This window comes from Streptomyces sp. NPDC094034, assembly GCF_040303865.1.
Classification (GTDB): domain Bacteria; phylum Actinomycetota; class Actinomycetes; order Streptomycetales; family Streptomycetaceae; genus Streptomyces.
The window spans coordinates 61,214-88,171 of the sequence record NZ_JBEOUD010000004.1 but is presented as its reverse complement, the minus strand read 5'-3'; the positions used below and the strand labels follow the sequence as shown (position 1 = coordinate 88,171).

The following is a 26,958-nucleotide window of genomic DNA, read 5'->3' as shown; positions in this document are numbered from 1 at the left end:
TCTTGGCGGTGGTTACCTCTCGGCGGTGGTCACTTCTCGCCCGGTGGTCACTTCTTGGCGTCGGCCCAGGCGTGCTGTATCACCAGATCGGCCTTGACCTCGGAGAGCTGGACGGCGACGGCCGACGGGGCCGTACCGCCCCGGCCGTCACGGGAGGCCAGCGAGCCCGGCACATCGAGCACCGTCCGCACGTCAGGGGTGAGGTGCTCGGAGATCTTGGCGAACTGCTCGTCCGTCAGGTCGGCCAGCTCGATACCGAGCGTCTCGCACTCCTTGACGCACTCCCCCGCGACCTCGTGTGCCACCCGGAACGGCACGCCCTGCCTGACCAGCCACTCGGCGATGTCCGTGGCGAGCGAGAAGCCGGCCGGTGCCAGCTCGGCCATCCGCTCCCGGTTGACGGTGAGCGTGGCCATCATGCCCGTGAAGGCGGGCAGCAGGACCTCCAGCTGGTCGCAGGAGTCGAAGACCGGCTCCTTGTCCTCCTGGAGATCGCGGTTGTACGCGAGCGGCAGCGCCTTCAGCGTGGCCAGCAGTCCGGTCAGATTGCCGATCAGCCGGCCGGACTTGCCACGCGCCAGCTCGGCGATGTCCGGGTTCTTCTTCTGCGGCATGATCGAGGAGCCGGTGGAGAAGGCGTCGTGGAGGGTGACGAAGGAGAACTCCTTCGTGTTCCAGAGAATGATCTCCTCCGCGATCCGCGACAGATTGACGCCGATCATCGCGGTGACGAACGCGAACTCGGCGACGAAGTCGCGGGAGGCCGTGCCGTCGATCGAGTTCCCGACCGAGCCGCGCTCGAAGCCGAGGTCGGCGGCGACCGCCTCCGGGTCGAGCCCGAGCGAGGACCCGGCCAGCGCACCGGAGCCGTAGGGGGAGACCGCCGTGCGCTTGTCCCACTGCCGCAGCCGCTCCGCGTCCCGGGACAGCGACTGCGCGTGCGCCAGCACATGGTGGGCGAAGAGGACGGGCTGGGCGTGCTGGAGGTGCGTACGGCCGGGCATCGCGACATCGGGGTGCGCCTCGGCGAGCCCGACCAGCGCGTCCTGGAGGTCCGCGATCAGTGCGCCGATGATCCGGGCGTGGTCACGGAGGTACATCCGGAAGAGCGTGGCGATCTGGTCGTTGCGGGACCGTCCGGCGCGCAGCTTGCCCCCGAGGTCGGCGCCGAGCCGCTCCAGCAGGCCGCGCTCCAGCGCGGTGTGGACGTCCTCGTCGGCGACCGTGCCGGTGAACGAGCCGTCGGCGACATCGGCCTCCAGCTGGTCGAGACCGGCCAGCATCCGGGTCAGCTCATCGGCGGTGAGCAGCCCGGCCTTGTGCAGCACGCGGGCGTGGGCGCGGGAGCCGGCGATGTCGTACGGCGCGAGCCGCCAGTCGAAGTGGACGGACGCGGACAGGGCCGCCAGCGCCTCCGCCGGACCGTCGGCGAACCGGCCGCCCCAGAGCCGGACATCACCGTTGCTGCTGCTCACTGCTGCTCCTCAGAAGGGATCGGAAAGTACGACCGCCTCCCCGCCGCGGAGGAACGGGGAGGCGGACTGTCAAACGGTTCGGATCAGGCGAGGTCACGCCGTGCGGCGATCTTCGACGAAAGACCGAAGATCTCGATGAAGCCCTGCGCCTTGGACTGGTCGAACGTGTCGCCCGAGTCGTACGTGGCGAGATTGAAGTCGTACAGCGATTCGTCCGACTTCCGGCCGGTGACGACGGCCCGGCCGCCGTGCAGGGTCATCCGGATGTCGCCGGTGACATGCTGGTTGGCCTCGTTGATGAAGCCGTCCAGGGCGCGCTTGAGCGGGGAGAACCACAGGCCGTCGTAGACGATCTCGCCCCAGCGCTGCTCGACCTGCCGCTTGTAGCGGGCCAGCTCGCGCTCGACGGTGACGTTCTCCAGCTCCTGGTGGGCGGTGATCAGCGCGATGGCGCCGGGGGCCTCGTAGATCTCCCGGGACTTGATGCCCACGAGCCGGTCCTCGACCATGTCGATCCGGCCGATGCCCTGGGCGCCGGCCCGCTCGTTGAGCTGCTGGATCGCCTGGAGGACGGTGACGGGCTTGCCATCGATGGCGACAGGCACGCCCTCCTTGAAGGAGATGATGACCTCGTCGGCCTCGCGGGGCGTCGCCGGGTTCGAGGTGTACTCGTACACGTCCTCGATCGGACCGTTCCAGATGTCCTCCAGGAAGCCCGTCTCGACGGCCCGTCCGAAGACGTTCTGGTCGATGGAGTACGGGGACTTCTTGGTGGTCGCGATGGGGAGGTTCTTCTGCTCGCAGAAGGCGATCGCCTTGTCCCGGGTCATCGCGTAGTCGCGGACCGGGGCGATGCACTTCAGATCCGGGCCGAGGGCGGTGATACCGGCCTCGAAACGCACCTGGTCGTTGCCCTTGCCGGTGCAGCCGTGGGCGACGGTGTCCGCGCCGTGCTTCTTCGCGGCGGCGACGAGGTGCTTGACGATCGTCGGCCGGGAGAGCGCGGAGACCAGCGGATAGCGGTCCATGTAGAGGGCGTTGGCCTTGATCGCCGGGAGGCAGTACTCCTCGGCGAACTCGTCCTTCGCGTCCGCGACCTCGGCTTCGACGGCACCGCAGGCGAGCGCGCGCTTGCGGATGACGTCCAGGTCCTCGCCACCCTGGCCGACGTCCACGGCGACGGCGATGACCTCGGCGCCCGTCTCCTCGGCGATCCAGCCGATGGCGACGGAGGTGTCCAGGCCGCCCGAGTAGGCGAGTACGACGCGCTCGGTCACGGGTTTCTCCTTACGGTGCATTCACTGACAGGTATAACTATGCGATGCACCGTATTGTTTTGTCAACGCGCTTCCCCGCGGACCGCCGCGGCGAGCAGCGTGGCATGGCTGTACCGGATGTCCTTGGTGGCCGTGAGCAGGGTGAGCGTGTCCTCGGCTGCCAGTTCGCGCAGCCGGCCGAGCGCCTGCTCAGGACCGGGTCCGGCGAGTTCGGCGGCATACAGACCGGCGAATTCCTCGAACCGCGCCGGATCGTGCCCGTACCACCTGCGCAGCTCCGCCGAGGGCGCGGCGTCCTTCAGCCACTCGTCCAGCGCGGCCTCGCCCTTGGCCAGGCCACGCGGCCAGAGCCGGTCCACCAGGACCCGGGTCCCGTCACCGGGCTCCGGCGCCTCGTACACCCGGCGCACGCGCACCTCGTGTCCCCCGCTGCCGTCCTTCGTCCTCCGTGCCTTCGTCATCGCTCCATCGTGCGGCTCGACGGGCCGTCCCACCCGTTGAGAACAGCCTTCCGTCCAGGCTCTCGGCGTCGATAATCCAGAACATGGGCAAGCGATACGAACGGATCGACGGCCGGATCAGAACCTTCATCGAGGAACAGCCCGTCTTCTTCACCGCCACCGCGCCACTGGCGGACGACGGTCATGTCAATCTCTCGCCCAAGGGGCGGGCCGGGACCCTCGTCGTGATCGACGAGCTGACCCTCGCCTATCTGGACTTCGGCGGCAGTGGCGCCGAGACCATCGCGCATCTGCGCGAGAACGGCCGCATCACGCTGATGTGGTGCGCGTTCAACGGACCGCCCAAGGTGCTGCGGGTGCACGGACAGGGCGAACCGGTCTTCCGGGACGATCCGCGCTGGGGCGAGTACATCGGCCTCTTCGCGGACGCGGACGGGCCCGGCGCCCGCGCGATCATCGTGATCCACGCAGAGCGCGTCAGTGACGCCTGCGGTTTCGCCGTCCCCTTCATGGACTACCGGGAGGAGCGCACCCAGCACGCCGAGCACTTCGGCCGGAAGTCGGACGAGGAGTTCGCCGCGTACTGCGCGAAGAAGGACCATGTCGGGGTGAGCCTGGACGGGCTGCCGGCGCTGCCGCTGCCGCTCCCGGCGCGCGCGGACTGACGGAACACACAGCGGGGCGCGCCGCCGGCGCGCCCCGCCGCACTGCCGCTCCGTGCGGGCGCACCGCCGTTCGGAGCAGCGGGGAGGCCGCCGCTCTCCCGGCGGCATACGGTCCGGGCATGCGCATCGCTCTCGTACTCGGCTCCGTCCTGCTCACCGTCACCACGCTCACGGCCGCCTCTCCCGGCGCGCGGTCGGTCGATGTGCCGCTGCCCGAGCGGATGGCGGACACCGGCGGCGGCAGCCAGCTGATCACCGCGGAGGCCCCGGAGCCCGGAGCCACCACCGGCAGGGTGACCTGGTGGGACCGGCGTGGCGCGCGCTGGGTGGCGGCCGGTTCCGCCAAGGCCCGCTTCGGAGCAGGCGGACTGGTCGAGGGCCGGTCGCGTACGCAGGGCACCTCGACCACCCCGACCGGGATGTTCGACCTGCCGTACGCGTTCGGCCTCGCGTCCGCGCCGGCCGGGACGCGGGTCGGCTACCGCCCGGTGACGGAGCGCTCCTGGTGGTGCCAGGACACCCGGTCGGTGGCGTACAACCGCTGGGTGGAGGGTCTGCCGTCGGACTGCCGGGCGTCGGAGTCCGAGCGTCTGGCCGACTATCCGTCCCAGTACGAACTCGCCCTGGTCATCGGCTTCAACTACGACCAGCCGGTACGCGGCCGGGGCGCCGGGATCTTTCTGCACGTCAATGGCGCGGGACCGACGGCCGGCTGTGTCTCCGTACCGGCCGAGGCGATGAGCGACGTACTGGCGTGGGCCGATCCGGACCGCCGTCCGCATATCGCGATCGGCACGGCCTCGGGGCCGACGGCGATCACCTCCGTGAGGGCGGCCGAAAGCGCCTCCTGACCGGCCCCCGGCCGTGGCGCGGGGTGCGGCCGCTGTACGGCGTCCACGGGCCGCCCCCGCCCCACCCCGCTCTCAGCGGTCGTTCTGGGCCAGCTTCAGCAGATGGTCCGCGAGCGCCTGGCCGCCCGCCGGGTCGCGACTGATCAGCATCAGGGTGTCGTCCCCCGCGATCGTGCCCAGGATGTCGCTCAACTCCGCCTGGTCGATGGCCGAGGCGAGGAACTGCGCCGCGCCCGGCGGCGTGCGCAGGACGACGAGATTGGCCGACGCCTCGGCGGAGATGAGCAGTTCACCGGCGAGCCGGCGCATCCGCTCCTCCTTCGCCGACTCCCCGAGCGGGGCGTGCGGGGTCCGGAAGCCGCCCTCGCTCGGAACCGCGTAGATCAACTCGCCGCCGGTGTTACGGATCTTGACCGCGCCCAGTTCGTCCAGGTCCCGGGAGAGCGTCGCCTGGGTGACGCTCAGCCCGTCGTCCGCGAGCAGCTTGGCCAGCTGGCTCTGCGAGCGCACCGGCTGCCGGTTCAGGATGTCAACGATCCTGCGGTGGCGGGCGGTTCTGGTCTGCGGCACGGACTGCCCGCCGTGCTCGGTGTCCTGGGCGTCGGTCATCGTCGTCTCGTTTCTCAGGATGGTCCGTCCTCTTCGGCCGCGTCGAGAATGCCGGGCAGCGCCTCCAGGAACGCGTCCACCTCGGTGTCGCCGATGATCAGCGGAGGCGTCAGCCGTACGACATCCGGAGCGGGCGCGTTCACGAGGAACCCGGCACCCTGAGCCGCCTGTTGCGCCTGGGGCGCGCGTGGCTCGGTGAGCACGATACCCAGGAGCAGGCCCGAGCCGCGGACGTGGGAGACCAGCGGATGACCAAGGGCCTCGACACCGTTCCGCAGTTTCTCGCCGAGCCGCTTCACCTGGTCCAGGAGTCCGCCCGCGGCGAGCGTGTCGAGTACGGCGAGTCCGGCGGCGCAGGCGACCGGGTTGCCGCCGAACGTCGTACCGTGCTGGCCGGGCCTCAGCAGCTCGGCCGCCGCCCCGAAGGCGACCGCCGCGCCGAGCGGCAGACCGCCGCCGAGCCCCTTGGCGAGGGTGACGACATCGGGCTCGACGCCTTGGTGCGCCTGGTACTCGAACCAGTGCCCCGTCCTGCCGACACCGGTCTGGACCTCGTCGAGCACCAGCAGGGTGCCGGTGGCGCGGGTGATCTCCCTGGCCGCCTCCAGATAGCCCCTGGGCGGGACGACCACGCCGTTCTCGCCCTGGATCGGCTCGATGATCACGAGGGCCGTCTCCTCGGTGACCGCGGCGCGCAGCGCCTCGGCGTCCCCGTACGGGACATGGGTGACATCACCGGGCAGCGGGCGGAAGGGCTCCTGCTTCGCGGGCTGGCCGGTGAGGGCCAGCGCGCCCATCGTGCGGCCGTGGAAGCCGCCGTCGGTGGCGACCATGTGCCGACGGCCCGTCAGTCGGCCGATCTTGAAGGCCGCTTCGTTCGCCTCGGCGCCGGAGTTGCAGAAGAAGACCCGGCCGGGGCGGCCGAAGAGCTGCACCAGCCGCTCGGCGAGCGCGACCGGCGGCTCGGCGATGAAGAGGTTGGAGACATGGCCGAGAGACGCGATCTGGCGGGAGACGGCCTCGACGACGGCGGGGTGCGCGTGACCGAGTGCGTTGACCGCGATGCCGCCGACGAAGTCGGTGTACTCGACGCCGTCCGCGTCCCTGACCCTGGCGCCCTCTCCGTGGACGAGGGACAGCTTCGGCGTACCGTAGTTGTCCGCCATGACGCCCCGCCAGCGCTGTGTGAGCTCCTCGTTGCCGGTCACTTCGTGGGTCCTTCCTGTCCGTCGGGCACGACCATCGTGCCGATGCCCATGTCGGTGAAGATCTCCAGCAGGATCGAGTGCGGGACCCGGCCGTCCAGTACGCGCGCGGTGGTGACGCCGTTGCGTACGGCGAACAGGCAGCCCTCCATCTTCGGCACCATGCCGCTGGACAGCTCGGGCAGCAGCTTCTCCAGCTCGGTGGCGGTGAGCCGGCTGATCACGTCGTCGCTGTTCGGCCAGTCCTCGTACAGCCCCTCGACATCGGTGAGGACCACCAGCGTCTCGGCGCCCAGCGCGGCGGCGAGGGCGGCGGCGGCGGTGTCGGCGTTGACGTTGTAGACATGGCCGTCGTCGACGCTGCGCGCGATGGAGGAGATGACCGGGATCCGGCCGTCCGCCAGCAGCGCTTCGATGGCGCCCGTGTCGATCGCGGTGATCTCGCCGACCCGGCCGATGTCGACCAGCTCTCCGTCGATCCGCGGCGTGAGCCTGGTCGCCGAGATGGTGTGGGCGTCCTCGCCGGTCATTCCGACGGCGAGCGGACCGTGCTGGTTGAGCAGTCCGACCAGCTCGCGCTGGACCTGCCCGGCCAGCACCATCCGTACGACATCCATCGCCTCGGGCGTGGTGACGCGCAGCCCGGCCTTGAACTCGCTGACCAGACCGTGCCGGTCGAGCTGGGCGTTGATCTGCGGGCCGCCGCCGTGCACGACGACCGGCTTGATGCCCGCCTGCCGCAGGAAGACGACGTCCTGCGCGAAGGCGGCCTTCAGCTCCTCGTCGATCATGGCGTTGCCGCCGAATTTGATGACGATCGTCTTGCCGTTGTGCCGGGTGAGCCAGGGCAGCGCCTCGATGAGGATCTGCGCCTTGGGCAGCGCGGTGTGCTTACGGGCGGTCATGAGCTGTACGCGCTGTTCTCATGGACGTACTCGGCGGTGAGGTCGTTGGCCCAGATGACGGCGGAGTCCGTGCCCGCGGCCAGATCGGCGGTGATCCGTACCTCGCGGTACCGCATGTCGACGAGATCGCGGTCCTCTCCGACGGAGCCGTTCCTGCACACCCAGACGTCATTGATGGCGACATTGAGCCGGTCGGGCTCGAAGACCGCGCCGGTGGTGCCGATGGCCGAGAGCACCCGGCCCCAGTTGGGGTCCTCGCCGTGGATGGCGCACTTGAGGAGGTTGTTACGGGCGATGGAGCGGCCCACCTCGACGGCGTCGTCCTCGCTCGCGGCGTTGATCACCTCGATACGGATGTCCTTGGAAGCGCCCTCGGCGTCGCCGATCAGCTGACGCGCCAGATCGTCGCAGACCGCACGCACCGCCTCGGCGAACTCCTCGTGGCCGGGCGTCACCCCGGACGCGCCGGAGGCCAGCAGCAGCACGGTGTCATTGGTGGACATGCAGCCGTCGGAGTCCACGCGGTCGAAGGTGGTACGGGTGGCGGCGCGCAGCGCCGTGTCGAGGGCCGGTGCCTCGATGTCGGCGTCGGTGGTGAGGACGACCAGCATGGTGGCGAGGCCAGGGGCGAGCATGCCGGCGCCCTTGGCCATGCCGCCGACCGTCCAGCCGTCGCCCTGGACCACCGCGGTCTTGTGCACGGTGTCGGTGGTCTTGATGGCGATGGCGGCCTTCTCGCCGCCGTGCGCGGAGAGCTCGGTGGCGGCCTTCTCGATGCCGGGGAGCAGCTTGTCCATGGGGAGGCGCAAGCCGATCAGCCCGGTGGAGGCGACGGCGATCTCTCCCGCGCTGTGACCGTCCGAGCCCTCGGTTTCCACGCCCGTGCCGTCCGCGCCCGTGCCGTCCGAGCCCTCGCCGTCCGCGCTGTACCCGCTCAGGACCTCGGCGGCCTTCTCGGCGGTGGCGTGGGTGTCCTGGAAGCCCTTCGGCCCCGTACAGGCGTTGGCGCCACCGGAGTTGAGGACGACCGCGGTGACCGCGCCGCCCTTGAGGACCTGCTCGGACCAGAGGACGGGGGCGGCCTTGACACGGTTGGAGGTGAAGACGCCCGCGGCGGCGCGGCGCGGACCGTTGTTGACCACGAGGGCCAGGTCCGGGCCGCCGTTCTCCTTGATTCCGGCGGCGATGCCCGCTGCCGTGAATCCCTTCGCTGCGGTGACGCTCAAGGTGCCACTCCGATCGTGGAAAGTCCGGTGTCCTCGGGGAGTCCGAGGGCGATGTTCATGCTCTGCACCGCGCCACCGGCGGTGCCCTTGGTCAGGTTGTCGATGGCGCTGATCGCGATGATGCGGCCCGCGGACTCGTCGTGGGCGACCTGGATCTGTACGGCGTTGGAACCGTAGACGGACGCCGTGGCGGGCCACTGTCCCTCGGGGAGCAGATGGACGAAGGGCTCGTCCGCGAAAGCCTTCTCGTACGCGGCCCTGACGTCCCGCGCCGTGCTGCCGGGCCTCGCCTTGGCGGAGCAGGTGGCGAGGATGCCGCGGGGCATGGGGGCGAGGGTGGGTGTGAAGGAGACCGTGACCCGCTCCCCCGCGGCCTCGCTCAGGTTCTGGATCATCTCGGGGGTGTGCCGGTGTCCGCCGCCGACGCCGTACGGGCTCATGGAGCCCATGACCTCGGAGCCGAGCAGATGCGGCTTGGCCGCCTTGCCCGCGCCCGAGGTGCCGGACGCGGCGGTGATCACGGCCTCGGGCTCGGCAAGCCCCGCCGCGTAGGCCGGGAAGAGCGCGAGCGAGACGGCGGTGGGATAGCAGCCGGGCACCGCGACGCGCTTGGACCCCTCCAGCGCGGCACGGGCACCCGGCAGTTCGGGGAGGCCGTACGGCCAGGTCCCGGCGTGGGCGGAGCCGTAGAACCGTTCCCAGTCCGCGGCGTCCTTCAGCCGGAAGTCGGCGCCCATGTCGACCACCAGCACCTCGTCACCGAGCCGCTCGGCGACGGCCGCGGACTGACCGTGCGGCAGCGCGAGGAAGACGACCTCGTGCCCGGCGAGGACCTCGGGCGTGGTCGCCTCCAGCACCCGGTCGGCCAGCGGCAGCACATGCGGCTGAAGCCCACCGAGCCGCCGGCCCGCGTTGGAGTCGCCGGTGAGGGCTCCGATCTCGATCCCGGGGTGGCCGAGAAGCAGCCTGAGCAGTTCCCCGCCCGCGTACCCACTGGCTCCCGCCACCGCGGCACGCACCGTACGTACAGCCATCGAAAAACCCTCCTCAACGATGGCATGACTATACGTTTCATCGCAGCTTTATGCAATGACGCGGGCTCGCACGGGGCTGCCCCACCGCCGACATCACCGACATCACCGGAGGACCGACAGGCGACGGCCGGCCGGGCACAGGTCACATCCTTCCAGTCTCGTCTTCCCGCTCAGGCGGCGGCGCCGAACCAGGTGGGCAACCGAGTCGTCGACGTCGGAGAGCCGACGCGGCGAGTGCGGGACCGGCCCACCGTTCACACAGCTGACAAGAAGCCGTCACACTCATCGGGATGCGACGGCGGCCCGGGCTGGTTGGCACTCACATGACTGTGGGAGTAGCACTCAACGCGACCGGGCCCGACAATCAGATCGACGCCACCGTGCGGCTGGCGCGGGAGGCCGCCGCGGCCGGGCTGCGGTCCGCGTGGTTCGGGCAGACCTTCGGCGCCGACTCGCCTCAGCTCGCGGCGATCGTCGGGCGTGAGGTTCCGGGCCTCCAGGTGGGTACGTCCGCGATCCCCGTCTTCGGACGCCACCCGCTGGTCGTCTCCGGCCAGGCCCTGACCGCGCAGGCGGCCACGCACGGCCGGTACCACCTCGGGCTCGCGCTCGGCACCAAGCTGCTGACCGAGGGAGGTTTCGGTGTCCCGTTCGCGCGGCCCGTCGCGCGCCTGCGTGAATTCCTCACCGCTCTGCGGCAGTTGACCGAGACCGGCGCCGCCGACTTCAGCGGTGAGCTGATCACCGCACGCACGCCGATCCCCGCGCGAGTGCCGGGCGCCGAGGGCGGTGTGCCGCTGCTCGTCGCCGCGATGGGGCCCCAGGCGCTGCGTGCCAGCGGGGAGCTGGCGGACGGGATCCTGCCCTATCTCGCCGGGCCCCGCGCCCTGGCCGAGCACATCGTCCCCGCCGTCACCGCGGCCGCGCAGGCGGCCGGCCGGCCCGCGCCCCGGATCGTGGCCCTCGTGCCCGGCGTGGTCACCGACGACGTCGACGCCGTACGCGAGAAGGCCGTCGAACAGCTCGCGTTCTACGAGCAGATCCCGTCCTACGCGCGGGTCATCGAACTCTCCGGCGGCGAACGGGCCGCCGATGTGGCCGTGATCGGCGACGAGAAGAAGGTCGCCGCCGAGGTGCGGCGCTACCGGGACGCCGGGGCGACGGAGGTGGTGTTCTCGGGGACGGAGATCGCCGGGGACGTCGCCCGACACCGCACCTGGGCGCTCCTGGGGGAGCTGGCGGGCTGAGTCCGCGACCGGCGGGGACGTCCCGCCTGGTCGCTGACGGTGAGCGGTCAGTCGCACGGGTGAGGTTCCACCGAACCGCTGCGTCCGCCGTGCGGCTGTCGCTACGGTGACCGGCATGGACGCCAAGGACGCGCCCCGCCCTGAGGAGGAGTGGCCGCTGCCTCCTTCCTGGATGTGGAGCTGCCACGAGTGCAACAGGCTGTACAGAGCGATGAAGCGCGCGCCCGAGGTGGTGGAAGCGGCGCGCGCGGCGGGTGAGCCGGGGGTGGATTACGACCCCTTCGACTCGGTGGTGACGACACAGATCCGGCTCGCCCAGCACATCGCCGCCGCACACACCTCGGAGGTGCCCGCGGTCGACCCGGCCTGTGAGCGGTGTGTGTCGGACACGTCGGGTCGGCGGATCCGCGACGAAATGGTCCTGGAGCACCGTGCCCGTCATCTGTTCGCACCACCGCGCATCGTCGGGTTGATGTGACGGGATGACGGGGGTGGGGTGAGCGCGTGACGGGGGTGGCGCGAGAGGGGGCCCGGATGCGGCGCGCGGCTCTTGGCCACCCGTAGAGCGCGGCGACGGAGCCCCACCGGCAGGCCCCGGAAAAATCTTGGAAGATTTCCGGAGGAGCTGTCGATCCGGCCGTATCCCGTTCGACGCAAGGGTGTGAGAGGCGGGGAAAGCCCCCGCCCTCCCTACCGAGGAGTCACCATGCCGCGCTTTCTGACGATGGTCCGCATCGACGAGCGGAATGTCCCCGCCGAAGGCCCCGACCCGGAGTTCGAGGCGCGTATGGGGGCGCTGTTCGAGGAGATCACCAAGGCCGGGGTCATGCTGGAGACCGCCGGACTCACCCCGACCTCCGAGGGCACCCGGATCACCTGGTCCGACGGCAAGCTCAGCTACACCGACGGGCCCTTCACCGAGAGCAAGGAAGTCATCGGCGGCTACTCGCTCACCCGCTGCGCGGACAAGGCGGAGGCCCTGGAATGGGCGAAGCGGTTCCTTGAGGTCCACCCGGAGAACTGGACCGTCAGCGTCGAGGTCCGAGAGATCGCCGAGGGCTGATCGGGCCGCGCTTGCCCCGCCTCGGCACGGCTGCTCTGATGGGTGGTCGTGACATCAGCAAGCGCGACCGAAACGGTCGAGGCGGTCTTCAGGATCGAGTCCGCGCGGATCATCGCCGGCGTCACCCGCATCGTGCGGGACGTGGGCATCGCCGAGGAAATCGCGCAGGACGCTCTGGTCGCCGCGCTGGAGCGGTGGCCGGAGTCGGGTGTCCCGGACAAGCCGGGCGCCTGGCTCATGGCCACCGCCAAGCACCGCGCCATCGATCTCGTACGCCGCAAGGAGACATACGCGCGCAAGCTGGCGGAGGTCGGCCGGGCGCTGGAGGACGTGGCGCCGCCACCCGAGCCCGCCGGCGCGGACGACATCGACGACGATCTGCTGCGGCTGATCTTCACCGCGTGCCATCCCGTGCTGTCGACGGAGGCCAGGGTCGCGCTCACACTGCGGCTGCTGGGCGGGCTGACGACGGACGAGATCGCCCGCGCGTTCCTGGCCCCGGAGCCGACGGTCGCCCAGCGCATCGTCCGCGCGAAACGGGCGCTCGCCAAGGCCGGGGTCCCCTTCGAGGTCCCGGGCGCCGCCGACCGGGCGGGCCGCCTTTCGTCGGTCCTTGAGGTCATCTACCTCATCTTCAACGAGGGCTACGCGGCGACGGCCGGGGACGATCTGCTGCGCCCGGCTCTGTGCGAGGACGCGCTGCGGCTGGCCCGCGTCCTGGCCGCTCTGATGCCCGAGGAGCCCGAGGCCCATGGCCTGGCCGCGCTGCTGGAGCTCCAGGCCTCGCGCACCGCCGCCCGTACGGGTCCCGACGGCGAACCGGTGCTGCTCGCCGACCAGAACCGGCACAAGTGGAACCGCATGCTCATCCTCCGTGGCGTCGAGTCCCTGCGGCGCGCGGGCAACGGCCCGTACTCCGTCCAGGCCGCGATCGCCGCGTGTCACGCGCGGGCGGTGCGCTACGAGGACACGGACTGGACGGCGATCGCGACGCTGTACGGCCGGCTGATGGCGCTGACCCCGTCCCCGGTGGTGGAGCTGAACCGAGCGGTCGCGGTGTCGATGGCGGAGGGCCCCGCGGCCGGCTTGACGCTGGTGGACGCGCTGGCGGAAGGACCGGCCCTCAAGGACTATCACCTGCTGCCGAGCGTCCGGGGAGATCTGCTGGAGCGCCTGGGCCGGGGGCAGGAGGCGCGCGCGGAGTTCGAGCGGGCCGCGTCCCTGACCCGTAACGGACGCGAGCGGGATCTGCTTCTGGAACGGGCCGCCCGAGCCGCCGGAACCCCGGAGTGAATCGCCGCACCCCGCACCCCGCACCCTGCTCGAAATGCCCCACCAGTCCTCAAAAGAGCAAAAAAGGGGGAAAATGGGGCGAGGAGGTTCATCATGCGCAAGGTAGCCGACTGCCGGGATTTCCCGAGCGAGACGAATTGCACCCTCGCCATCTCCGGCGAGGAGGAAGAAGTGGTCCGCGCCGCCAGCGAGCACGCTGTGTCCATGCACGGCCACAAGAGCAGCCCGGAGCTGCGTGAGCAGATCCGCTCCGCGCTCAAGGACGAGATGCCGCAGCACGCCTGAGGCGTGCCCCGCCACCCCGGCCCCGCCCGGCTCGCGTCGCGGGCCGGGCGGGACGCGTCCGGGCAGGGCAGCGGCGGGAGCTACGGCGTGTTCACGAGCCGGGCGCCCACCTCGAAGGCGTTGCCGAAGGGGTCGGTGATCTTCGCCATCCGCGCGTAGATCGTGTCCGAGGGGGTCTCCGCCGTACCGCCCGCCGCCACGGCCCGCTCCACCGCGGCGTCCGTGTCCGTGACCTCGAACAGGGTCTGCCACGCGGCGGACGGCACCTCCGGGGCACCCATGATGCCGCCGATCTCATGACCGTCGGGCCGGCGCAGGAAGGTGAAGTCGACGCCGGGGAGATCGTCGTTACCGTCCAGGGTGAAGTCGAAGACCGCCGGGTAGAACTCCCGCGCCGGTCCCGGGTCCGGGCTGGTCAGGTCGTTGCGGAGCAGGCTGCCCGGCTCGTTCACGGTCTCGCAGCCGACGAGCGCGCGCCCCTCCCAGAGGCCGAACCGGGCACCGGACGAGTCGGTGGCGAGCGACAGCAGGCCCTGGTCCCCGATCTCCACCGGACCCCGCGTCAGGGTGCCGCCCGCGTCGGCGATCCGCTTCGCGGTGGCTTCGGAGTCGTCGGTCGCGAAGTACACGCACCACAGGCCGGGGAGCGTCGCGGCGGGGGAATGGGGCGCGGGGACGTGCCGGAAACCGGCGACCGCACGGCCGCGCAGCCGGCACAGCGTATAGACGTTCTCTCCCGGCTCGAACTCCCAGCCGAACAGGGCGCCGTAGAACTCCTTCGCGCGCCCGGCGTCGGGCACATCGAGGTCGATCCAGGTGGGGGTGCCGACCGGCTGGTTGCGGGTGACATGGCTCATCGTTCGCTCCTGTATCGCTTCATGCCCGGAGGCTTCCTCCGTGCCGGGTCTTCGACGCTAGAGGCGATGCAGGTCAGCACATGTCCTACAGCGAGGCCCCCGGCGAAGATCGCGATCGGCCGGATCGATGTCGGTGGACCCTCGTAGAATCGGCGGATGAGCTCCCCGGAATCCGGCCCCCCTTCCGAAACGCGCCCTGAAGCAGGTCCTGACGCAGGTCCTGAGACGCACCCCGAGACGAGCGAGGCGCTTGAGGTGCTGCGCCGGGTCTTCGGATACGACTCCTTCCGAGGGAGCCAGCGGGAGATCATCGAGCATGTGGTCGCCGGTGGCGACGCGCTCGTCCTCATGCCCACCGGCGGCGGCAAATCGCTCTGCTACCAGATCCCTTCCCTGGTGCGTAAGGGCGTCGGGGTCGTCGTATCCCCCCTCATCGCGCTCATGCAGGACCAGGTCGACGCTCTGCGGGCACTCGGCGTACGGGCCGGATTCCTCAACTCCACCCAGGATCTCGACGAACGACGCCTCGTCGAGGCCGAGTTCCTCGCCGGGGAGCTGGATCTGCTCTATCTGGCGCCGGAACGGCTGCGCGTCGAGTCGACCCTACGGCTGCTGGAGCGCGGCACGATCTCACTGTTCGCCATCGACGAGGCGCACTGCGTCGCCCAGTGGGGGCACGACTTCCGCCCCGACTATCTCGCCCTCTCCTCGCTGCACGAGCGCTGGCCCGATATACCGCGTATCGCGCTGACCGCGACCGCCACCGAAGCCACGCACGCGGAGATCGCCTCCCGGCTCGGTCTCCAGGACGCGCGGCACTTCGTGGCCAGCTTCGACCGGCCCAATATCCAGTACCGCATCGCGCCGAAGAACGACCCGAAGAAGCAGCTGCTCCAGCTGCTGCGCGCGGAACACCCCGGCGACGCGGGCATCGTCTACTGCCTCTCCCGGGCGTCGGTGGAGAAGACCGCCGAGTTCCTGGTGAAGAACGGCGTCGATGCGCTCCCGTACCACGCGGGGCTCGACACCCGTACGCGCGCCGAGAACCAGGCACGCTTCCTGCGGGAGGACGGGATGGTGATGGTCGCGACGATCGCGTTCGGCATGGGCATCGACAAGCCGGACGTACGGTTCGTGGCCCATCTCGATCTGCCGAAGTCCGTCGAGGGCTACTACCAGGAGACCGGCCGCGCCGGACGCGACGGGCTGCCGTCCACGGCCTGGCTGGCGTACGGGCTCCAGGACGTCGTACAGCAGCGCAAGATGATCGACACCTCCGAGGGCGACGACGCGCACCGGCGGCGGCTGAGCGCCCATGTCGACGCCATGCTCGCACTGTGCGAGACCGTCGAATGCCGCCGCGTCCAACTGCTCGCGTACTTCGGGCAGTCCAGCACCGCGTGCGGCAACTGCGACACGTGTCTGACACCCGCGGAGTCCTGGGACGGTACGGTCCCCGCGCAGAAGCTGCTGTCGACCGTGGTCAGGCTGAAGCGCGAGCGCAACCAGAAGTTCGGCGCGGGGCAGATCACCGACATCCTGCTGGGCCGGAAGACGGCCAAGGTCATCCAGTTCGACCATGACGCGCTGAGCGTCTTCGGTATCGGTACGGAGCTGCGCGAGGCCGAGTGGCGGAGCGTGGCGCGGCAGCTGCTGGCACAGGGGCTGATCGCCGTCGAGGGCGACTACGGGACGCTGGTCCTCACCGACGAGAGCGGTGAGGTCCTGGGCGGGCGGCGCCCGGTCGTCCTGCGGCGGGAGCCGGAGAAGGCGGCCAGGCCGGCCCGCGCGGAGAAGTCGTCCAAGCGGCGTTCCGCACCGGTCGATCTGCCGGCGGAGGCCGTGCCGGTGTTCGAGACGCTGCGCGCCTGGCGGGCGGCGTCGGCGAAGGAGCAGGGCGTACCGGCGTATGTCATCTTCCATGACGCCACGCTGCGCGAGATCGCGACGCTGGCGCCGTCGACGCTGGCGGAGCTGGGCACGATCACCGGGGTCGGCGAGAACAAGCTGGCGAAGTACGGGCAGCAGATCCTGGAGACGCTGGGTACGGCGGTCGACACGGCTCTCGATACAGCGGTCGGTACGGCGGAATGAGCCTGCCCGGGACGGCTCACCCGCCCCTGCCGCACGTGCTCTGGATCGGCGGGCCGCCGGCGGCGGGCAAGACGACCGTGGCGCGGCTGATCGCCCGGCGCCACGGACTGCGCTGGTACAACGCCGACGCCCACACCTGGGAGCACCGCGACCGGGCGATCGCCGCCGGGCACCCGGCGGCGATCAGGTTCGAGGCGCTGCCACGCGCGGAGCGCTGGTCCGTGCCGGAGGCGGAGCTGATCGCGATGTCCCTGCACCATGAGCGCGGGCGCATGATCGTGGACGATCTGCGCGCACTGCCGCCGGCCCCGCTGATCATCGCCGAGGGCACCCCGATCACCCCCGCGGTCGTCGCGACGGTCCCCGGGGGTCCGGCCTCGTCCGTCTGGCTCCAGCCGTCGGCCGAGGTGCAGCGGGCCCGGCTGCGGGAACGCGGGCTCTCGGCCGGGCCGCGCACGCTCTACCGGTCCCTCGTCGGCGAGATCGAGGCCGAGGTGGCGGAGTACGGCGCCCGGCGGCTGGTGATCGACGGGGCCGGTGAGGTCGAGGAGACCGTGGAGGCGGTCGAGAAGATCTTCGCCGAGGCCCTGAGCGCGGGACCGGTGGCGCGGACGGCCGACGAGCGCGCGCGACTGCTGCGGTACGCCAACCGGGCCGTGGTCGCGCAGTACGAGGCCTTCTTCGCGCGCCCGTGGTCCCCGGGGGACGCGCGGACGAGCGTCCATGCCTTCGCCTGCGAATGCGGACGGGCGGACTGCCGGGACGACCTCGACCTCGCCATCGCCGACTTCCCGCCGCCGCCCGACGATGCCGCGTCGCCACCGGTCCTGGCCCCGGGGCACCGCCGCGCACCTTAAGGCCCGTCCGGCCGGACGGTTCAGACACCACCGTCCAGCCGCAGACTCCAACGGCCCGGGATGCCCGTCAGGGTGACGGTCGACAGCGGCTGGACGTCCACGTACCAGTACGTCCGCGGCGGCGCTTTGAGCGCGTACACCAGCGCCGCCCGCACGACAGCCGGTTCGGCGACCGCCACGATCGCGGCGATGCCCTGGACGGGCCGGGTGTCCAGCCAGCCCCCTATCCGGGAGATGAAGGCCAGCAGCGTCTCACCGCCGTGCGGGGCGGAGCGCGGGTCGGCGACCCAGGCGTCGACGGCGGCCGGTTCGCGGGCCATCACCTCGGCGAGGGTGAAGCCGCGCCACCGGCCCATGTCGCAGTCGCGCAGGGCGGGTTGCACGAGCGGCGCGTAGCCGAGGGCGTCGCCGGTGCTGCGGCTGCGCGGCGTCGGCGAGCAGTAGCGGAGGTCGGCGGCGGACAGCGGGACGAGGGCATGGGCGACGCGCTGCGTCTCGTACCAGCCGGCCCGGTCGAGGGGGCGCTCGTCGTCGAAGCGCTCATCGAGCAGGTCCGAGCCGCGCGCGGCGGCGACCAAGGTGACCCGAACACTCATGGCCGTGATCGTGGAGCCGAAAGCCGGACCGGTCAAGGGCCGGCCGATGGCGAGGAGGAAACGATTCCGGTTATCCGCCGGGCCTGCCCACCGCGGCCGTCCGGGGGCGGGGCCGGCCGACCGCTTCGTCCCAGGCCGTACGGAGCCGTCGTACTCCCTCGGTGATCTCCGCGGGCCCCGCCACCGCGGCGAAGCTCAGCCGCAGATGGGCGGCGGGCGGTTCGGCGCTGAAATACGAGCGGCCCGGGGCGACCGCGACACCCGCGCGCAGGGCGGCCGGGACGACGGCCTGTTCGTCGGTTCCGTCGGGGAGCCGGAGCCAGAGGTGGTAGCCGCCGGATGGAATGTGCGGGAGCGCCGACTCGGGCAGCTCGGTGCGCAGCGCGGTGGTCAGGGTGTCCCTGCGGGTCTTCAGGGCGGCGGAGACGGAGCGCAGATGGCGGTTCCAGGCAGCGGAGCCGACCAGTTCCAGGGTGGCTTCCTGGAGCGGGCGCGGCACGAAGAAGGTGTCGACGACATGGATGGCGCGCAGCCGTTCGAGGACCGGGCCCCGGGCGGCCAGTGCCCCGACGCGCAGGCTGGGGGAGGTCGCCTTGGTGAGGGAGCAGACATGGACGACGACTCCGTCGGGGTCGTCGGCGGCGAGCGGTCCCGGCAGCGGGCCCGCGTCCTCGTGCACCAACCGCCGTACGAAGTCGTCCTCCACGACGAACGCCCCGGCCTCCCGGGCGATCCGCAGTACTTCGGGTCTGCGGGCCGGGGAGAGCACGGCTCCGGTGGGGTTCTGGAAGAGCGGCTGGCAGACGAAGACCCGGGCGCCGCTGGCCCGGAAGGCGGCGGCGAGCAGATCGGGCCGTACGCCGTCGGGGTCCACCGGGACCGGTACGGGGCGCAGCCCGGCGGCGCGGGCGATCGCCAGCATCCCCGGATAGGTGGGCGATTCGACCAGGACCGGCGCACCGGGCGGGGCGAGTGCGCGCAGCGCGGTGGTCAGCGCGCTCTGGCCTCCTGCCGTGACCAGGACTTCGGCGGCCGTCCAGGTGTCCCCGATGCCCCGTGCGAACCAGTCGCGCAGCTCGGGCAGTCCGTCGATGGGCGGTCTTCCCCAGGCGCCGGGCCGGCTGCCCGCACGCGCCAGCGCCGCCGCCATCGCCCGTTCCGGCTGGAGCGAGGCGTGCAGATAGCCGCCGTTGAGCTCGATGACCCCGGGCGGTGGCGCGGCGAGCGTGACCAGCACTCCGGTGGCGTCGACGGAGCGCGGTACGAGTTCGGTGGCGGCGTCGGCACTGAGAGACACCTCCTGCCAGGAGGTGTCGCCCGGCGGTGGGGTGGCGGCCTTGGCGGGTGCGCGGAAGGCACCGGAGCCGGGGCGGGTGATGACCAGCCCTTCGGCAGCGAGCCTGGCGAGGGCGCGGGAGACGGTCACAGGAGAGACGCGGTAACGGTCGACCAACGCTCTACTGGACGGCAGCTTTCCGCCGGGTGAGTAGCGGTTCAGTTCCTGTCTCAGGGAGTTCGCCAGTTCTGCCACACTGCTACGCTCGTGCATGACAGAGCAGAATAGCGCTACTCCACCCAACTCGATAGCGGTCAGCGGCCCCGCCGACACTCAGGTCAACGGCAGCATCGCGAGCAGGCGGAGCACGCAGAGCAGGCGGAGTACGCGCGGAGGCACGTTCCTCGCCGCGCTGGGCGTCGTCGCCTTCTCGCTCACCTTTCCGTCCACCGTGTGGGGCCTGGAGAGTTTCGGCCCCTGGTCCCTCGTCGCCGTACGCGGCGCGCTCGCCGCGCTCATCGCGGGCGGCTTTCTGCTGGCCCTGCGCGTACCGGTCCCCGAGCGGCGGCACTGGGGCGGACTCGCCATCGTGGCCGGCGGGGTCGTGGTGGGTTTCCCGCTCTTGACGACCCTCGCGCTGGAGACCTCCACCACCTCGCACGCCGCCGTGGTGGTCGGGCTGCTCCCGCTCACCACGGCCGCGTTCGCCGCCGTCCGTACGGGCCGGCGCCCCTCCAGGGCCTTCTGGCTGGCCGCGCTCGCCGGTGCGGCCGTGGTGATCACGTTCGCGGTGTGGCAGAGCGGCGGGGCCCTCTCCGCCGGGGATCTCTATCTCTTCGGCGCCCTGCTGGTGTGCGCGGCGGGCTATACGGAGGGCGGCAGGCTGGCCGGGGTGATGCCCGGCTGGCAGGTGGTGGGCTGGGCGCTGATCGGCTGTCTGCCGCTCGCGGTGGCGGGCGCGGCGGTGGCGCTGTCCTTCGAACCGGCCCGGCTGACGGCCCACGGTGTGATCGGACTCGCCTGGGTCGCCGCGGGCTCGACGTTCTTCGGCCTCTATGTCTGGTACCGGGGCATGGCGTCGATCGGGATCGCCAGGGCGAGCCAGCTCCAGCTCGCCCAGCCGGTCCTCACCCTGGTCTGGTCCGTGCTGCTGCTCGGCGAGCACCTCACACCCGCCGCGCCGGTCGCGGCCGTCGCGGTGCTCGTCTGTATCGCGGTCACCCAGCGGACCGGCACCTGACCGCGACAGCGACACCAACAGGGACAGATACAGGAACCGGGACAGTGACAGGGACCGGGACAGCGACAGCGACAGCGACAAGGACGAGACGACCCGCCGTCGCTCACCTCACCGGGGCACGCTTGCCGTAGTGATCGGTCACCACCCTCGTCATCGCCCCGATCGGATCCGCGCCGACCTCCTTCGCGGAGAAGAAGCAGTGCCCCCGCGCCCCCGCGTACTCCTTGGCGAGGGTCAGATGCCGGGACAGCTCCGCCGGGTCCTGCCAGGCGGCGGGCTGGGCCGGATCGCCCACCTTGTAAAGGGCCTCGCCGATGTACAGCTGGACGCCCGTCCCCCGTACGACGCCGTCCCACCAGCTCAGCAGCTTCGCGTAGTCGGCGGCGGGGAAGCCGATGTTCCAGTACAGCTGCGGGACGATGTAGTCGATCCAGCCCTTCTTGACCCACCCGCGGGTGTCGGCGTGCAGATCGTCGTACGTCTGCACCCCGGCCCGGGTGTCGGAGCCGAGCGGATCCGTGGCCGCGTTGCGCCACACCCCGAACGGGCTGATCCCGAACCGCACCTGCTTCTTGATCTCCCTGATCCGCTCGGCGGTCTCCCGCACCAACCGGTCGGTGTTGTCCCGCCGCCAGGCCGCCTTGTCCGGAAAGCCCGCGCCGTAGCGCTCGAACGCGGCGTCGTCCTCGAAGACCTGTCCGGCGACCGGATACGGATAGAAGTAGTCGTCCCAGTGCACGGCGTCGATGTCGTAGCGCCCGACCGCGTCCAGCATCGCGTCCTGGACGAACGTCCTGACCTCGGGCAGGCCGGGGTTGTAGTAGAGCTTCCCGCCGTACGGCAGCACCCAGTCGGGGTGGACCCGGGCCGGATGTGTCGCGATGAGCCGCGAGGGGTCGGTGTGGTTGGCGACGCGGTACGGGTTGAACCAGGCGTGCAGCTCAAGTCCGCGCGCGTGTGCCTCCCGTACCGCCGTACCCAGCGGGTCCCAGCCGGGGTCCTTGCCCTGGGTGCCGGTGAGGTACTGCGACCAGGGCTCGTACGGCGAGGGCCACAGCGCGTCCGCGGTGGGCCGTACCTGAAAGACGACGGCGTTCAGCCCGCGGGCGACCGCCGTGTCCAGATGCCGGATCAGCTCGGCCTTCTGCCGGTCGGCGGTGAGCCCCGGGGCGGAGGGCCAGTCGCGGTTGACGACGGTCGCGATCCACATCCCGCGCATTTCCCGGCGCGGCGCGTGCCGGCGCGGCACGGACGCGGCGACGGCCGCCACGTCCCCGGCGGCGACCAGCGAGGTCACCACCCCTGTCGCCGCCACCACGAACCCTCTTCTGCCGATCTGCCGCATGCGCCGTCCCCTGTGTCAGGTCCGCGCGGCCGGGTCACCGAAACCCCGCCCGCCGTACGGGCTGAGCATGCCCGCCCCGACACCCCGTCCACACCCCCTGGCGGAGTAACGTCCTGTCCCGGGGCGGGCGCCGGAATCACACGGGGGACCTGCCGGGACACGACCAGCGAAAGGCACGATGTGACCGACACCCTGACCGATATCGCCCGCGTCGGAGTGGTGGGCTGTGGCCAGATGGGCGCAGGCATCGCGGAGGTCGCCGCGCGCAGCGGCCTGGAGGTCAAGGTCGCCGAGACCACCGGCGAGGCCCTGGAGATCGGCCGTACCCGACTGCACAACTCCCTCTCGAAGGCCGCCGAACGCGGCAAGATCACCGAGGCGGAGCGGGACGAGACGCTCGGCAGGCTCAGCTTCACCACGGACCTCGGGGAGTTCGCCGACCGCGATCTCGTCATCGAGGCCGTTGTCGAGAACGAGCAGGTCAAGACCGAGATCTTCCAGGTGCTCGATCAGGTCGTGACGCGTCCGGACGCGATCCTGGCCTCCAACACCTCCTCCATTCCGCTGGTCAAGCTGGCCGTCGCGACCTCACGTCCCGACCAGGTCATCGGGATCCACTTCTTCAACCCGGCGCCGGTGCAGAAGCTGGTGGAGCTGATCCCCGCGCTCACAACCTCCGACGAGACGGTCAAGCGCGCCGAGGCCGTGGTCCAGGGGGTGCTGGGCAAGCACGCGATCCGCGCCCAGGACCGCTCGGGATTCGTGGTGAACGCGCTGTTGATTCCGTATCTGCTCGCCGCGATCCGGATGTTCGAGTCGGGCATCGCGAGCCGCGAGGACATCGACAACGGAATGGAGCTGGGCTGCGCGCATCCGATGGGCCCGCTCAAGCTCTCGGATCTGATCGGTCTGGACACCGTGGCGTCGGTCGCCGATTCGATGTACGCCGAGTTCAAGGAGCCGCTGTACGCGGCGTCCCCGCTGCTCCAGCGGATGGTGGACGCGGGCAGGCTGGGCCGTAAGACGGGCGCGGGCTTCTACTCCTACACGTAAGGGTTACGGAGCGTCGCGAAATTCGCACACCGTGTGCGAAGGGTGCTCGCATATGCCATTCACACACCCTGCTGCCCCGCGCACAAGGGGAGTTGACTCGGTTCCGCTTGGTCCCGGCATCACCGGGGCCGGGCGGAGAACCGTTGGACGACTTTCCCGAACAGGAGCGGATTCGTGACCAGCCCCTCTGACCACTCCGTGGCCGGCGAAGAGTGCGCCGAGTTACGGCGCAGCCTCGACGTCGGTCTCGCCAGGACCGACGGCAGGCTCGCGTTACTGGCCCAGCGCAACGACCAGACCGACAAGGATGTGACCGATCTGGCCGCGCGCGTCGCGGCCCTGGAGCACGCCAGGTGGCCGCTGCCCGCCGTGGCGGCGCTCTGCTCGCTCGGAGCGCTGGCGGTGGCGGTCTGGCAGTCCCTGGGCCGATAGCGGGCCCACGTCCTAGGTCCTGTCCGGACCTAGCCGAGCCTCAAGTGATGGAGCATCAGCAGCCCGGCCGTCATATTGGCGGCCGGGATCTCGCCCCGGGCGATCATGTCGGGTACCAGCTTGAGCGGGATCCACTCCCGGCGCGAGGATTCGAAGTCGTCCTCGGGATGGCCGATGTAGGTGGCGTCCTCCGCCCAGTAGAGATGGTGCCTGGCGTCGGTCAGACCGTTGGACGGCTCGACCGTGAGCAGATGCCGGAGCGGTCCCGGGCGCCACCCGGTCTCCTCCTCCATCTCCCTGGCGGCCGCGGTCTCGATGTCCTCGCCGTCCTCGACGACCCCCGCGGCCAGCTCCCAGCCCCAGCTGTCGGTGATGAAGCGGTGCCGCCAGAGCATCAGCACCTCGTTGGCGGAGTTGACGGCGGTCGCCACGGCGACGGGGCGTAGCCGGATGAGGAAGTGGTCCAGATGCCGGCCGTCAGGGAGTTTGACGTCCGCGAGGTTGACCCGGAACCAGCGGTTCTCGTACACGGTCTGTTCGCTAAGTTTCGTCCACTGCACGTTTCTGCCACCTTCCGACAAGTTGATGGCAATATCGCAGCAGCAGTCTCGGCGAACGGGAACGTGCGGGGGCTCATAAAGGGGCTCACAGAGGAACGCGCAGCGCGCCTTCGATGAGCTCCGCCGTCTCCTCGGCGTCCGTGGATCCGCTGGCCACCAACTGTTCCCGTACGGCGCGCAACCGGTCTCGCAGGCGCTGGGACTCCATCCCCCGTGCGCGCTCGGCCATTTCGGCCGCTGTTCTGGCGGCGCGGTCGGCCTCACCCTGCCGTAGCTCGATATGGCTGAGCATCGCGAGCCGGTGAACCCGGCCACGATCGTGCGCCGGGGTGTCCACGGCCGCCGCCGCGTGCGCCCGCGCGGCGGCCAGATCGCCGAGGCTGAGCAGCGCCTCCGCCACCTGTACGTTCACCAGGCCCGGCTGTACGTAGCCCGTCTCGTCCGGCTCATGGCCCGGCCGGATGCGTTCCGCCTCGGTCTCCGCACGCCGGATACAGCCGAGCGCCCCGGTGCCGTCGCCGAGATGCGCATACGACTTGGCCTGCATCGCGTACAGGTCCGCGGCGAGCGCCGGGGTGATCTGACGCCCGGCCGTCCGCAGCGCCGCCTCGGCGAAGGCGACGGCCTGGCGGTACTCCCCCATGTGCAGCGACTGGTTGACCAGCAGCGCGATCACATAGGCGCCGAGGCCCCGGTCCCCGCTCGCCTTGGCCAGCCGCAGCGCCTGGTGGAAGTAGCGCTGGGCGAGCCCATGGGCGTCCGAGTCATAGGCGCAGATACCGGCCACCGCGACCAGCCCGCCGGTGGCACGGTGCAGTTGGCGGCCCAGCGCGTCGCTGTACCCGCCGCGCAGCAGCGGGGCGGTCTCGGCGTTGAGGAAACGGACGATCCGGGCGCGGGTGGCGACCCCGCCCGCCCGCCGGTACATCAACTCGTAGTGCGCCCTGGCCGACCGCAGCAGTTTGATCTCGGCCGGGCCGACCTTGTTACGGCCGCTGCGGGAGACATCGGCGTCCTCGGGAGGGTTCTCCCACTCCCAGACGGGCATCACGGCGGGCGTGCCGGTGACGGTGGGGGCGCCCACTATGTGCGGACGTTGCTGTTCGTCGGAGCGCCACAGCGCGGTGGCCCGCTCCACGAAACCGGAGAGCGGCGTGCCGTGCGGTACGAAAACCTCCCCCGTCACCCCGAGTCCGATGTCGTCCAGCGTGAGCGAACGGTGCAGCCGCTCGCTCAGCACCGCGCAGATCAGGTCGGGCACTTGGCCGCGCGGCCGCTGTCCCTTCAGCCACCGTGAGACGGCGGTGTGTTCATAGCGCAGGGCGAGGCCTCTGGCCCGGCCCGCCTGGTTGACCCTGGCGGCGAGACCGGCATGGGAGATACCCGCCTCGTCGAGCAGGGAATCGAGCAGAGAATTGGGGTGCATGAGTGCCCCTCCGGTGGCTCGGCCGAACCAGGGTAGTGGAACGGGAAACGCACGGGGTGTGAACGTAATGCCCGAATCCGCGCCCCGTGCACCCTGCCGCCGGGAACTCGGGACCGGTTGACTGAATCGCCTCGCAAAAGAGGCGCCGGGCCACCGGCTCCCCCTCGTACAGTGCGGTGGCTCGCAACCGCGCCGTCCGCCCCGCCGACCTGCCCGACACTCCGCGGCGGAGCGGACGGCGCGTGTACGGACCGGGCGGCCGAGGGCAGCCGTCGGGTCCTTCCCGGCCGGAGGGGAGCCGTCGGAGCCGTCCAGCGGGCCTTCCGGCAAGGGGCGTTCGGCAGGCGTCATCGTTCGGCGCGGGTGGTTCTGCGCGGGTCGTTCGGCACGGGTGGTTCGCCGGGTCATCCCGGGCCGGGCACGCGAGTGGTGGGTTCCCGCGCGGGAACCCGCGTACGGCACAGGCCCGGTCCGCCGGGCTGGGCCGGCACACGTGAGGAATCGCCCACCGGTGGCCGGTCGTTGCGCAGCACGAGCAGCGCCATGTCGTCGGCGATCCGCCCGCCGGTGTGCCGCAGCAACGCCGCGTGGACCTGGCGCACCACGGCGGCGGGTGCCAGCGGCGGGCCCGCCGCGGCCTCCGCGAGCGCTTCCTCCAGGGCGAAGAACCGCCCCGCCGAGTCCCGCGCGTCCTCGGCCCCGTCGGTGTGCAGGAACAGCGCCTCGCCCGGCAGCAGGGGACCGCACTGGTACGGCAGCAGATCGGCGGGCAGCGGAAACGCCCCCAGCGGCGGCAGCGGTTCGCCGGAGGCCAGCCGCGCGGCGCTCCGGCCGAGCCGATAGGGCCAGGGATGGCCGCAGTTGAGCGCCCGTACCTCCGCGTCGGCGCCGATCTCCAGCAGCAGAACGGTGACGAACTCCTCCGCCGACAGGGAGTCCGGCTCCTGGCCCGCGGCGGCGGGCGGCTCCTGGCGTGCCAGTTCCCGCAGATGGCGTTGGTGGGCCCGGTCGAGCCGACGCAGCACACCGTCGAGTCCGGCCTCGTCGTGGGCGGCCTCCCGAAAGCTGCCGAGCACCGCGGCCACCGCCCCGATGGCGGGCAGTCCATGGCCGCGCACATCCCCGATGACGACCCGCACCCCGTAGGCCGTGGCCACCGCCTCGTACAGATCGCCGCCGACATCGGCGCCGCGCGAGGCGGAGAGCTGGCGTGCGGAGAGCGCGAGACCGTCCAGCCGGGGCGGCAGGGTCCGGATCAGCACCTCCTGGGCGGCTCGCGCCACGGCCTTGACCTCCCGCAGCTCCCGCGCCGCCCGCCGCCGTACGCGGATCAGCAGATACGCCACCACCAGCAGGAAGACAACGCAGTTCACGACGCGCGAGAGCAGATCGTCGCGGTCCGCCGCCGGGCGGGTCAGCTCCCAGGTGATCACCGCTGTGAGCAGACCGCCCGGGATCGCGCATTCGACAAGGCCCCAGGAGGCCGGCGCTTCCGCCTGCGCGTCCTCTGTTGCCTTGGTCCGGTTCATCCGTCGGCCTCCCTCGGCCGCCCGGCCGCTAAGCCGTGGGGCGTACGTCGACCGTCTCGGCCGGATCGATTGTGTCGATCACGGAAGCCCCATGACG

The 26,958-nt window shown here is 71.2% G+C and carries 27 protein-coding genes; 12 read left to right on the top strand and 15 right to left on the bottom strand.

From position 1 onward, the window contains the following. Positions 1-47: 47 nt before the first annotated feature. From argH to ABTZ59_RS05840, 3 genes are all read right to left on the bottom strand, one after another. A complete protein-coding gene (gene argH / locus ABTZ59_RS05850) occupies positions 48-1,475 on the bottom strand; it encodes an argininosuccinate lyase (protein WP_351391286.1) in 1,428 nt (475 codons plus the stop codon). Positions 1,476-1,558: 83 nt separating this feature from the next. Further along, on the bottom strand, positions 1,559-2,752 hold the full coding sequence (locus tag ABTZ59_RS05845) for an argininosuccinate synthase (protein WP_351391283.1): 1,194 nt from the start codon (positions 2,750-2,752) through the stop codon (positions 1,559-1,561). 62 nt (positions 2,753-2,814) lie between these two features. Continuing rightward, positions 2,815-3,213 carry a DUF488 domain-containing protein gene (locus ABTZ59_RS05840; protein WP_351391280.1) on the bottom strand — a complete coding sequence of 133 codons (399 nt, stop codon included), beginning with the start codon at positions 3,211-3,213 and terminating at the stop codon, positions 2,815-2,817. 83 nt (positions 3,214-3,296) lie between these two features. Here ABTZ59_RS05840 and ABTZ59_RS05835 point away from each other — a divergent pair, with 83 nt between their 5' ends. Then, positions 3,297-3,878, top strand: a complete 582-nt coding sequence (locus ABTZ59_RS05835) for a pyridoxamine 5'-phosphate oxidase family protein (protein ID WP_351391277.1) — start codon at positions 3,297-3,299, stop codon at positions 3,876-3,878. 119 nt (positions 3,879-3,997) lie between these two features. Beyond that, a complete protein-coding gene (locus ABTZ59_RS05830) occupies positions 3,998-4,729 on the top strand; it encodes a L,D-transpeptidase family protein (protein WP_351391274.1) in 732 nt (243 codons plus the stop codon). A gap of 72 nt (positions 4,730-4,801) precedes the next feature. Here the strand turns inward: ABTZ59_RS05830 and ABTZ59_RS05825 are convergent, their stop codons facing one another. The 5 genes from ABTZ59_RS05825 to argC are packed head-to-tail and all read right to left on the bottom strand — an operon-like array spanning position 4,802 to position 9,708. Then, the gene (locus ABTZ59_RS05825) at positions 4,802-5,338 is read right to left on the bottom strand and encodes an arginine repressor (RefSeq protein WP_351391271.1); all 537 of its coding nucleotides are present in this window, start codon (positions 5,336-5,338) and stop codon (positions 4,802-4,804) included. A gap of 14 nt (positions 5,339-5,352) precedes the next feature. Beyond that, the gene (locus tag ABTZ59_RS05820; protein WP_351391717.1) at positions 5,353-6,504 is read right to left on the bottom strand and encodes an acetylornithine transaminase; all 1,152 of its coding nucleotides are present in this window, start codon (positions 6,502-6,504) and stop codon (positions 5,353-5,355) included. Positions 6,505-6,542: 38 nt separating this feature from the next. Beyond that, positions 6,543-7,448, bottom strand: coding sequence for an acetylglutamate kinase (gene argB / locus ABTZ59_RS05815; protein ID WP_351391268.1), 906 nt, complete (start codon positions 7,446-7,448; stop codon positions 6,543-6,545). Next, the gene (gene argJ / locus ABTZ59_RS05810) at positions 7,445-8,674 is read right to left on the bottom strand and encodes a bifunctional glutamate N-acetyltransferase/amino-acid acetyltransferase ArgJ (RefSeq protein WP_351391263.1); all 1,230 of its coding nucleotides are present in this window, start codon (positions 8,672-8,674) and stop codon (positions 7,445-7,447) included. The genes argB and argJ overlap by 4 nt, the downstream gene beginning before the upstream one ends. Further along, complete coding sequence (gene argC / locus ABTZ59_RS05805; RefSeq protein WP_351391260.1) at positions 8,671-9,708, bottom strand: N-acetyl-gamma-glutamyl-phosphate reductase; 1,038 nt, start codon at positions 9,706-9,708, stop codon at positions 8,671-8,673. The genes argJ and argC overlap by 4 nt, the downstream gene beginning before the upstream one ends. 323 nt (positions 9,709-10,031) lie before the next feature. On the opposite strand from argC, the gene ABTZ59_RS05800 reads away from it, so the two are divergent. From ABTZ59_RS05800 to ABTZ59_RS05780, 5 genes are all read left to right on the top strand, one after another. Next, complete coding sequence (locus ABTZ59_RS05800; protein ID WP_351391257.1) at positions 10,032-10,955, top strand: LLM class F420-dependent oxidoreductase; 924 nt, start codon at positions 10,032-10,034, stop codon at positions 10,953-10,955. Between the two features lie 115 nt (positions 10,956-11,070). Beyond that, entirely contained in the window at positions 11,071-11,433 is a 363-nt protein-coding gene (locus ABTZ59_RS05795) for a hypothetical protein (RefSeq protein ID WP_351391254.1), read from the top strand. 228 nt (positions 11,434-11,661) lie between these two features. Beyond that, a complete protein-coding gene (locus ABTZ59_RS05790; RefSeq protein ID WP_351391252.1) occupies positions 11,662-12,018 on the top strand; it encodes a YciI family protein in 357 nt (118 codons plus the stop codon). Positions 12,019-12,060: 42 nt separating this feature from the next. Continuing rightward, positions 12,061-13,311 (top strand): RNA polymerase sigma factor, encoded by a 1,251-nt coding sequence (locus ABTZ59_RS05785; RefSeq protein ID WP_503002143.1) that lies wholly within the window; start codon positions 12,061-12,063, stop codon positions 13,309-13,311. A gap of 93 nt (positions 13,312-13,404) precedes the next feature. Next, a complete protein-coding gene (locus ABTZ59_RS05780) occupies positions 13,405-13,596 on the top strand; it encodes a DUF1059 domain-containing protein (RefSeq protein ID WP_249951105.1) in 192 nt (63 codons plus the stop codon). Positions 13,597-13,676: 80 nt separating this feature from the next. On the opposite strand, the gene ABTZ59_RS05775 is transcribed toward ABTZ59_RS05780, so the two are convergent. After that, positions 13,677-14,453 (bottom strand): VOC family protein, encoded by a 777-nt coding sequence (locus tag ABTZ59_RS05775; RefSeq protein ID WP_351391246.1) that lies wholly within the window; start codon positions 14,451-14,453, stop codon positions 13,677-13,679. Positions 14,454-14,609: 156 nt separating this feature from the next. On the opposite strand from ABTZ59_RS05775, the gene recQ reads away from it, so the two are divergent. Next, positions 14,610-16,547, top strand: coding sequence for a DNA helicase RecQ (gene recQ / locus ABTZ59_RS05770; RefSeq protein WP_351391243.1), 1,938 nt, complete (start codon positions 14,610-14,612; stop codon positions 16,545-16,547). Further along, positions 16,544-17,404, top strand: a complete 861-nt coding sequence (locus ABTZ59_RS05765) for a hypothetical protein (RefSeq protein ID WP_351391240.1) — start codon at positions 16,544-16,546, stop codon at positions 17,402-17,404. The genes recQ and ABTZ59_RS05765 overlap by 4 nt, the downstream gene beginning before the upstream one ends. Positions 17,405-17,424: 20 nt before the next feature. On the opposite strand, the gene ABTZ59_RS05760 is transcribed toward ABTZ59_RS05765, so the two are convergent. Both ABTZ59_RS05760 and ABTZ59_RS05755 read right to left on the bottom strand, forming a co-directional pair. Further along, on the bottom strand, positions 17,425-18,000 hold the full coding sequence (locus ABTZ59_RS05760) for a histidine phosphatase family protein (RefSeq protein ID WP_351391238.1): 576 nt from the start codon (positions 17,998-18,000) through the stop codon (positions 17,425-17,427). A gap of 70 nt (positions 18,001-18,070) precedes the next feature. Continuing rightward, positions 18,071-19,549: an aminotransferase-like domain-containing protein gene (locus ABTZ59_RS05755; protein WP_351391235.1), complete on the bottom strand. Its 1,479-nt coding sequence runs from the start codon at positions 19,547-19,549 to the stop codon at positions 18,071-18,073. Here ABTZ59_RS05755 and ABTZ59_RS05750 point away from each other — a divergent pair. Then, entirely contained in the window at positions 19,548-20,516 is a 969-nt protein-coding gene (locus tag ABTZ59_RS05750) for a DMT family transporter (protein ID WP_351391231.1), read from the top strand. The genes ABTZ59_RS05755 and ABTZ59_RS05750 overlap by 2 nt on opposite strands. A gap of 103 nt (positions 20,517-20,619) precedes the next feature. Here the strand turns inward: ABTZ59_RS05750 and ABTZ59_RS05745 are convergent, their stop codons facing one another. Next, the gene (locus ABTZ59_RS05745) at positions 20,620-21,861 is read right to left on the bottom strand and encodes a glycoside hydrolase family 10-like protein (RefSeq protein WP_351391228.1); all 1,242 of its coding nucleotides are present in this window, start codon (positions 21,859-21,861) and stop codon (positions 20,620-20,622) included. A 192-nt stretch (positions 21,862-22,053) separates the two neighbouring features. Here ABTZ59_RS05745 and ABTZ59_RS05740 point away from each other — a divergent pair, with 192 nt between their 5' ends. Both ABTZ59_RS05740 and ABTZ59_RS05735 read left to right on the top strand, forming a co-directional pair. Then, positions 22,054-22,914, top strand: a complete 861-nt coding sequence (locus ABTZ59_RS05740) for a 3-hydroxybutyryl-CoA dehydrogenase (RefSeq protein ID WP_351391713.1) — start codon at positions 22,054-22,056, stop codon at positions 22,912-22,914. Between the two features lie 174 nt (positions 22,915-23,088). After that, a complete protein-coding gene (locus tag ABTZ59_RS05735; protein WP_351391225.1) occupies positions 23,089-23,346 on the top strand; it encodes a hypothetical protein in 258 nt (85 codons plus the stop codon). Positions 23,347-23,375: 29 nt separating this feature from the next. Here ABTZ59_RS05735 and ABTZ59_RS05730 read toward each other — a convergent pair whose 3' ends face one another. The 3 genes from ABTZ59_RS05730 to ABTZ59_RS05720 all read right to left on the bottom strand — a co-directional run bounded on the left by ABTZ59_RS05730 (position 23,376) and on the right by ABTZ59_RS05720 (position 26,861). Next, positions 23,376-23,906, bottom strand: coding sequence for an NUDIX hydrolase (locus ABTZ59_RS05730; protein ID WP_249951113.1), 531 nt, complete (start codon positions 23,904-23,906; stop codon positions 23,376-23,378). A gap of 85 nt (positions 23,907-23,991) precedes the next feature. After that, positions 23,992-25,332, bottom strand: a complete 1,341-nt coding sequence (locus ABTZ59_RS05725) for an NsdA family TPR-like regulatory protein (protein WP_351391221.1) — start codon at positions 25,330-25,332, stop codon at positions 23,992-23,994. A 404-nt stretch (positions 25,333-25,736) separates the two neighbouring features. Beyond that, positions 25,737-26,861, bottom strand: coding sequence for a PP2C family protein-serine/threonine phosphatase (locus tag ABTZ59_RS05720; RefSeq protein ID WP_351391218.1), 1,125 nt, complete (start codon positions 26,859-26,861; stop codon positions 25,737-25,739). Between the last annotated feature and the right edge of the window lie 97 nt (positions 26,862-26,958).

Excerpts from the sequence above, each read along its gene's own strand:
- ABTZ59_RS05830 (WP_351391274.1), top strand. The coding sequence starts at position 3,998 with ATGCGCATCGCTCTCGTACTCGGCTCCGTCCTGCTCACCGTCACCACG.
- ABTZ59_RS05765 (WP_351391240.1), top strand. The coding sequence starts at position 16,544 with ATGAGCCTGCCCGGGACGGCTCACCCGCCCCTGCCGCACGTGCTCTGG.
- ABTZ59_RS05775 (WP_351391246.1), bottom strand. The coding sequence starts at position 14,453 with ATGAGCCATGTCACCCGCAACCAGCCGGTCGGCACCCCCACCTGGATC.
- ABTZ59_RS05800 (WP_351391257.1), top strand. The coding sequence starts at position 10,032 with ATGACTGTGGGAGTAGCACTCAACGCGACCGGGCCCGACAATCAGATC.
- ABTZ59_RS05820 (WP_351391717.1), bottom strand. The coding sequence starts at position 6,504 with ATGGCGGACAACTACGGTACGCCGAAGCTGTCCCTCGTCCACGGAGAG.
- ABTZ59_RS05755 (WP_351391235.1), bottom strand. The coding sequence starts at position 19,549 with ATGCACGAGCGTAGCAGTGTGGCAGAACTGGCGAACTCCCTGAGACAG.
- ABTZ59_RS05825 (WP_351391271.1), bottom strand. The coding sequence starts at position 5,338 with ATGACCGACGCCCAGGACACCGAGCACGGCGGGCAGTCCGTGCCGCAG.
- ABTZ59_RS05780 (WP_249951105.1), top strand. The coding sequence starts at position 13,405 with ATGCGCAAGGTAGCCGACTGCCGGGATTTCCCGAGCGAGACGAATTGC.
- ABTZ59_RS05795 (WP_351391254.1), top strand. The coding sequence starts at position 11,071 with ATGGACGCCAAGGACGCGCCCCGCCCTGAGGAGGAGTGGCCGCTGCCT.
- ABTZ59_RS05760 (WP_351391238.1), bottom strand. The coding sequence starts at position 18,000 with ATGAGTGTTCGGGTCACCTTGGTCGCCGCCGCGCGCGGCTCGGACCTG.
- argC (WP_351391260.1), bottom strand. The coding sequence starts at position 9,708 with ATGGCTGTACGTACGGTGCGTGCCGCGGTGGCGGGAGCCAGTGGGTAC.
- ABTZ59_RS05790 (WP_351391252.1), top strand. The coding sequence starts at position 11,662 with ATGCCGCGCTTTCTGACGATGGTCCGCATCGACGAGCGGAATGTCCCC.
- ABTZ59_RS05835 (WP_351391277.1), top strand. The coding sequence starts at position 3,297 with ATGGGCAAGCGATACGAACGGATCGACGGCCGGATCAGAACCTTCATC.
- ABTZ59_RS05750 (WP_351391231.1), top strand. The coding sequence starts at position 19,548 with ATGACAGAGCAGAATAGCGCTACTCCACCCAACTCGATAGCGGTCAGC.
- recQ (WP_351391243.1), top strand. The coding sequence starts at position 14,610 with ATGAGCTCCCCGGAATCCGGCCCCCCTTCCGAAACGCGCCCTGAAGCA.
- ABTZ59_RS05725 (WP_351391221.1), bottom strand. The coding sequence starts at position 25,332 with ATGCACCCCAATTCTCTGCTCGATTCCCTGCTCGACGAGGCGGGTATC.
- ABTZ59_RS05745 (WP_351391228.1), bottom strand. The coding sequence starts at position 21,861 with ATGCGGCAGATCGGCAGAAGAGGGTTCGTGGTGGCGGCGACAGGGGTG.
- argB (WP_351391268.1), bottom strand. The coding sequence starts at position 7,448 with ATGACCGCCCGTAAGCACACCGCGCTGCCCAAGGCGCAGATCCTCATC.
- ABTZ59_RS05840 (WP_351391280.1), bottom strand. The coding sequence starts at position 3,213 with ATGACGAAGGCACGGAGGACGAAGGACGGCAGCGGGGGACACGAGGTG.
- ABTZ59_RS05720 (WP_351391218.1), bottom strand. The coding sequence starts at position 26,861 with ATGAACCGGACCAAGGCAACAGAGGACGCGCAGGCGGAAGCGCCGGCC.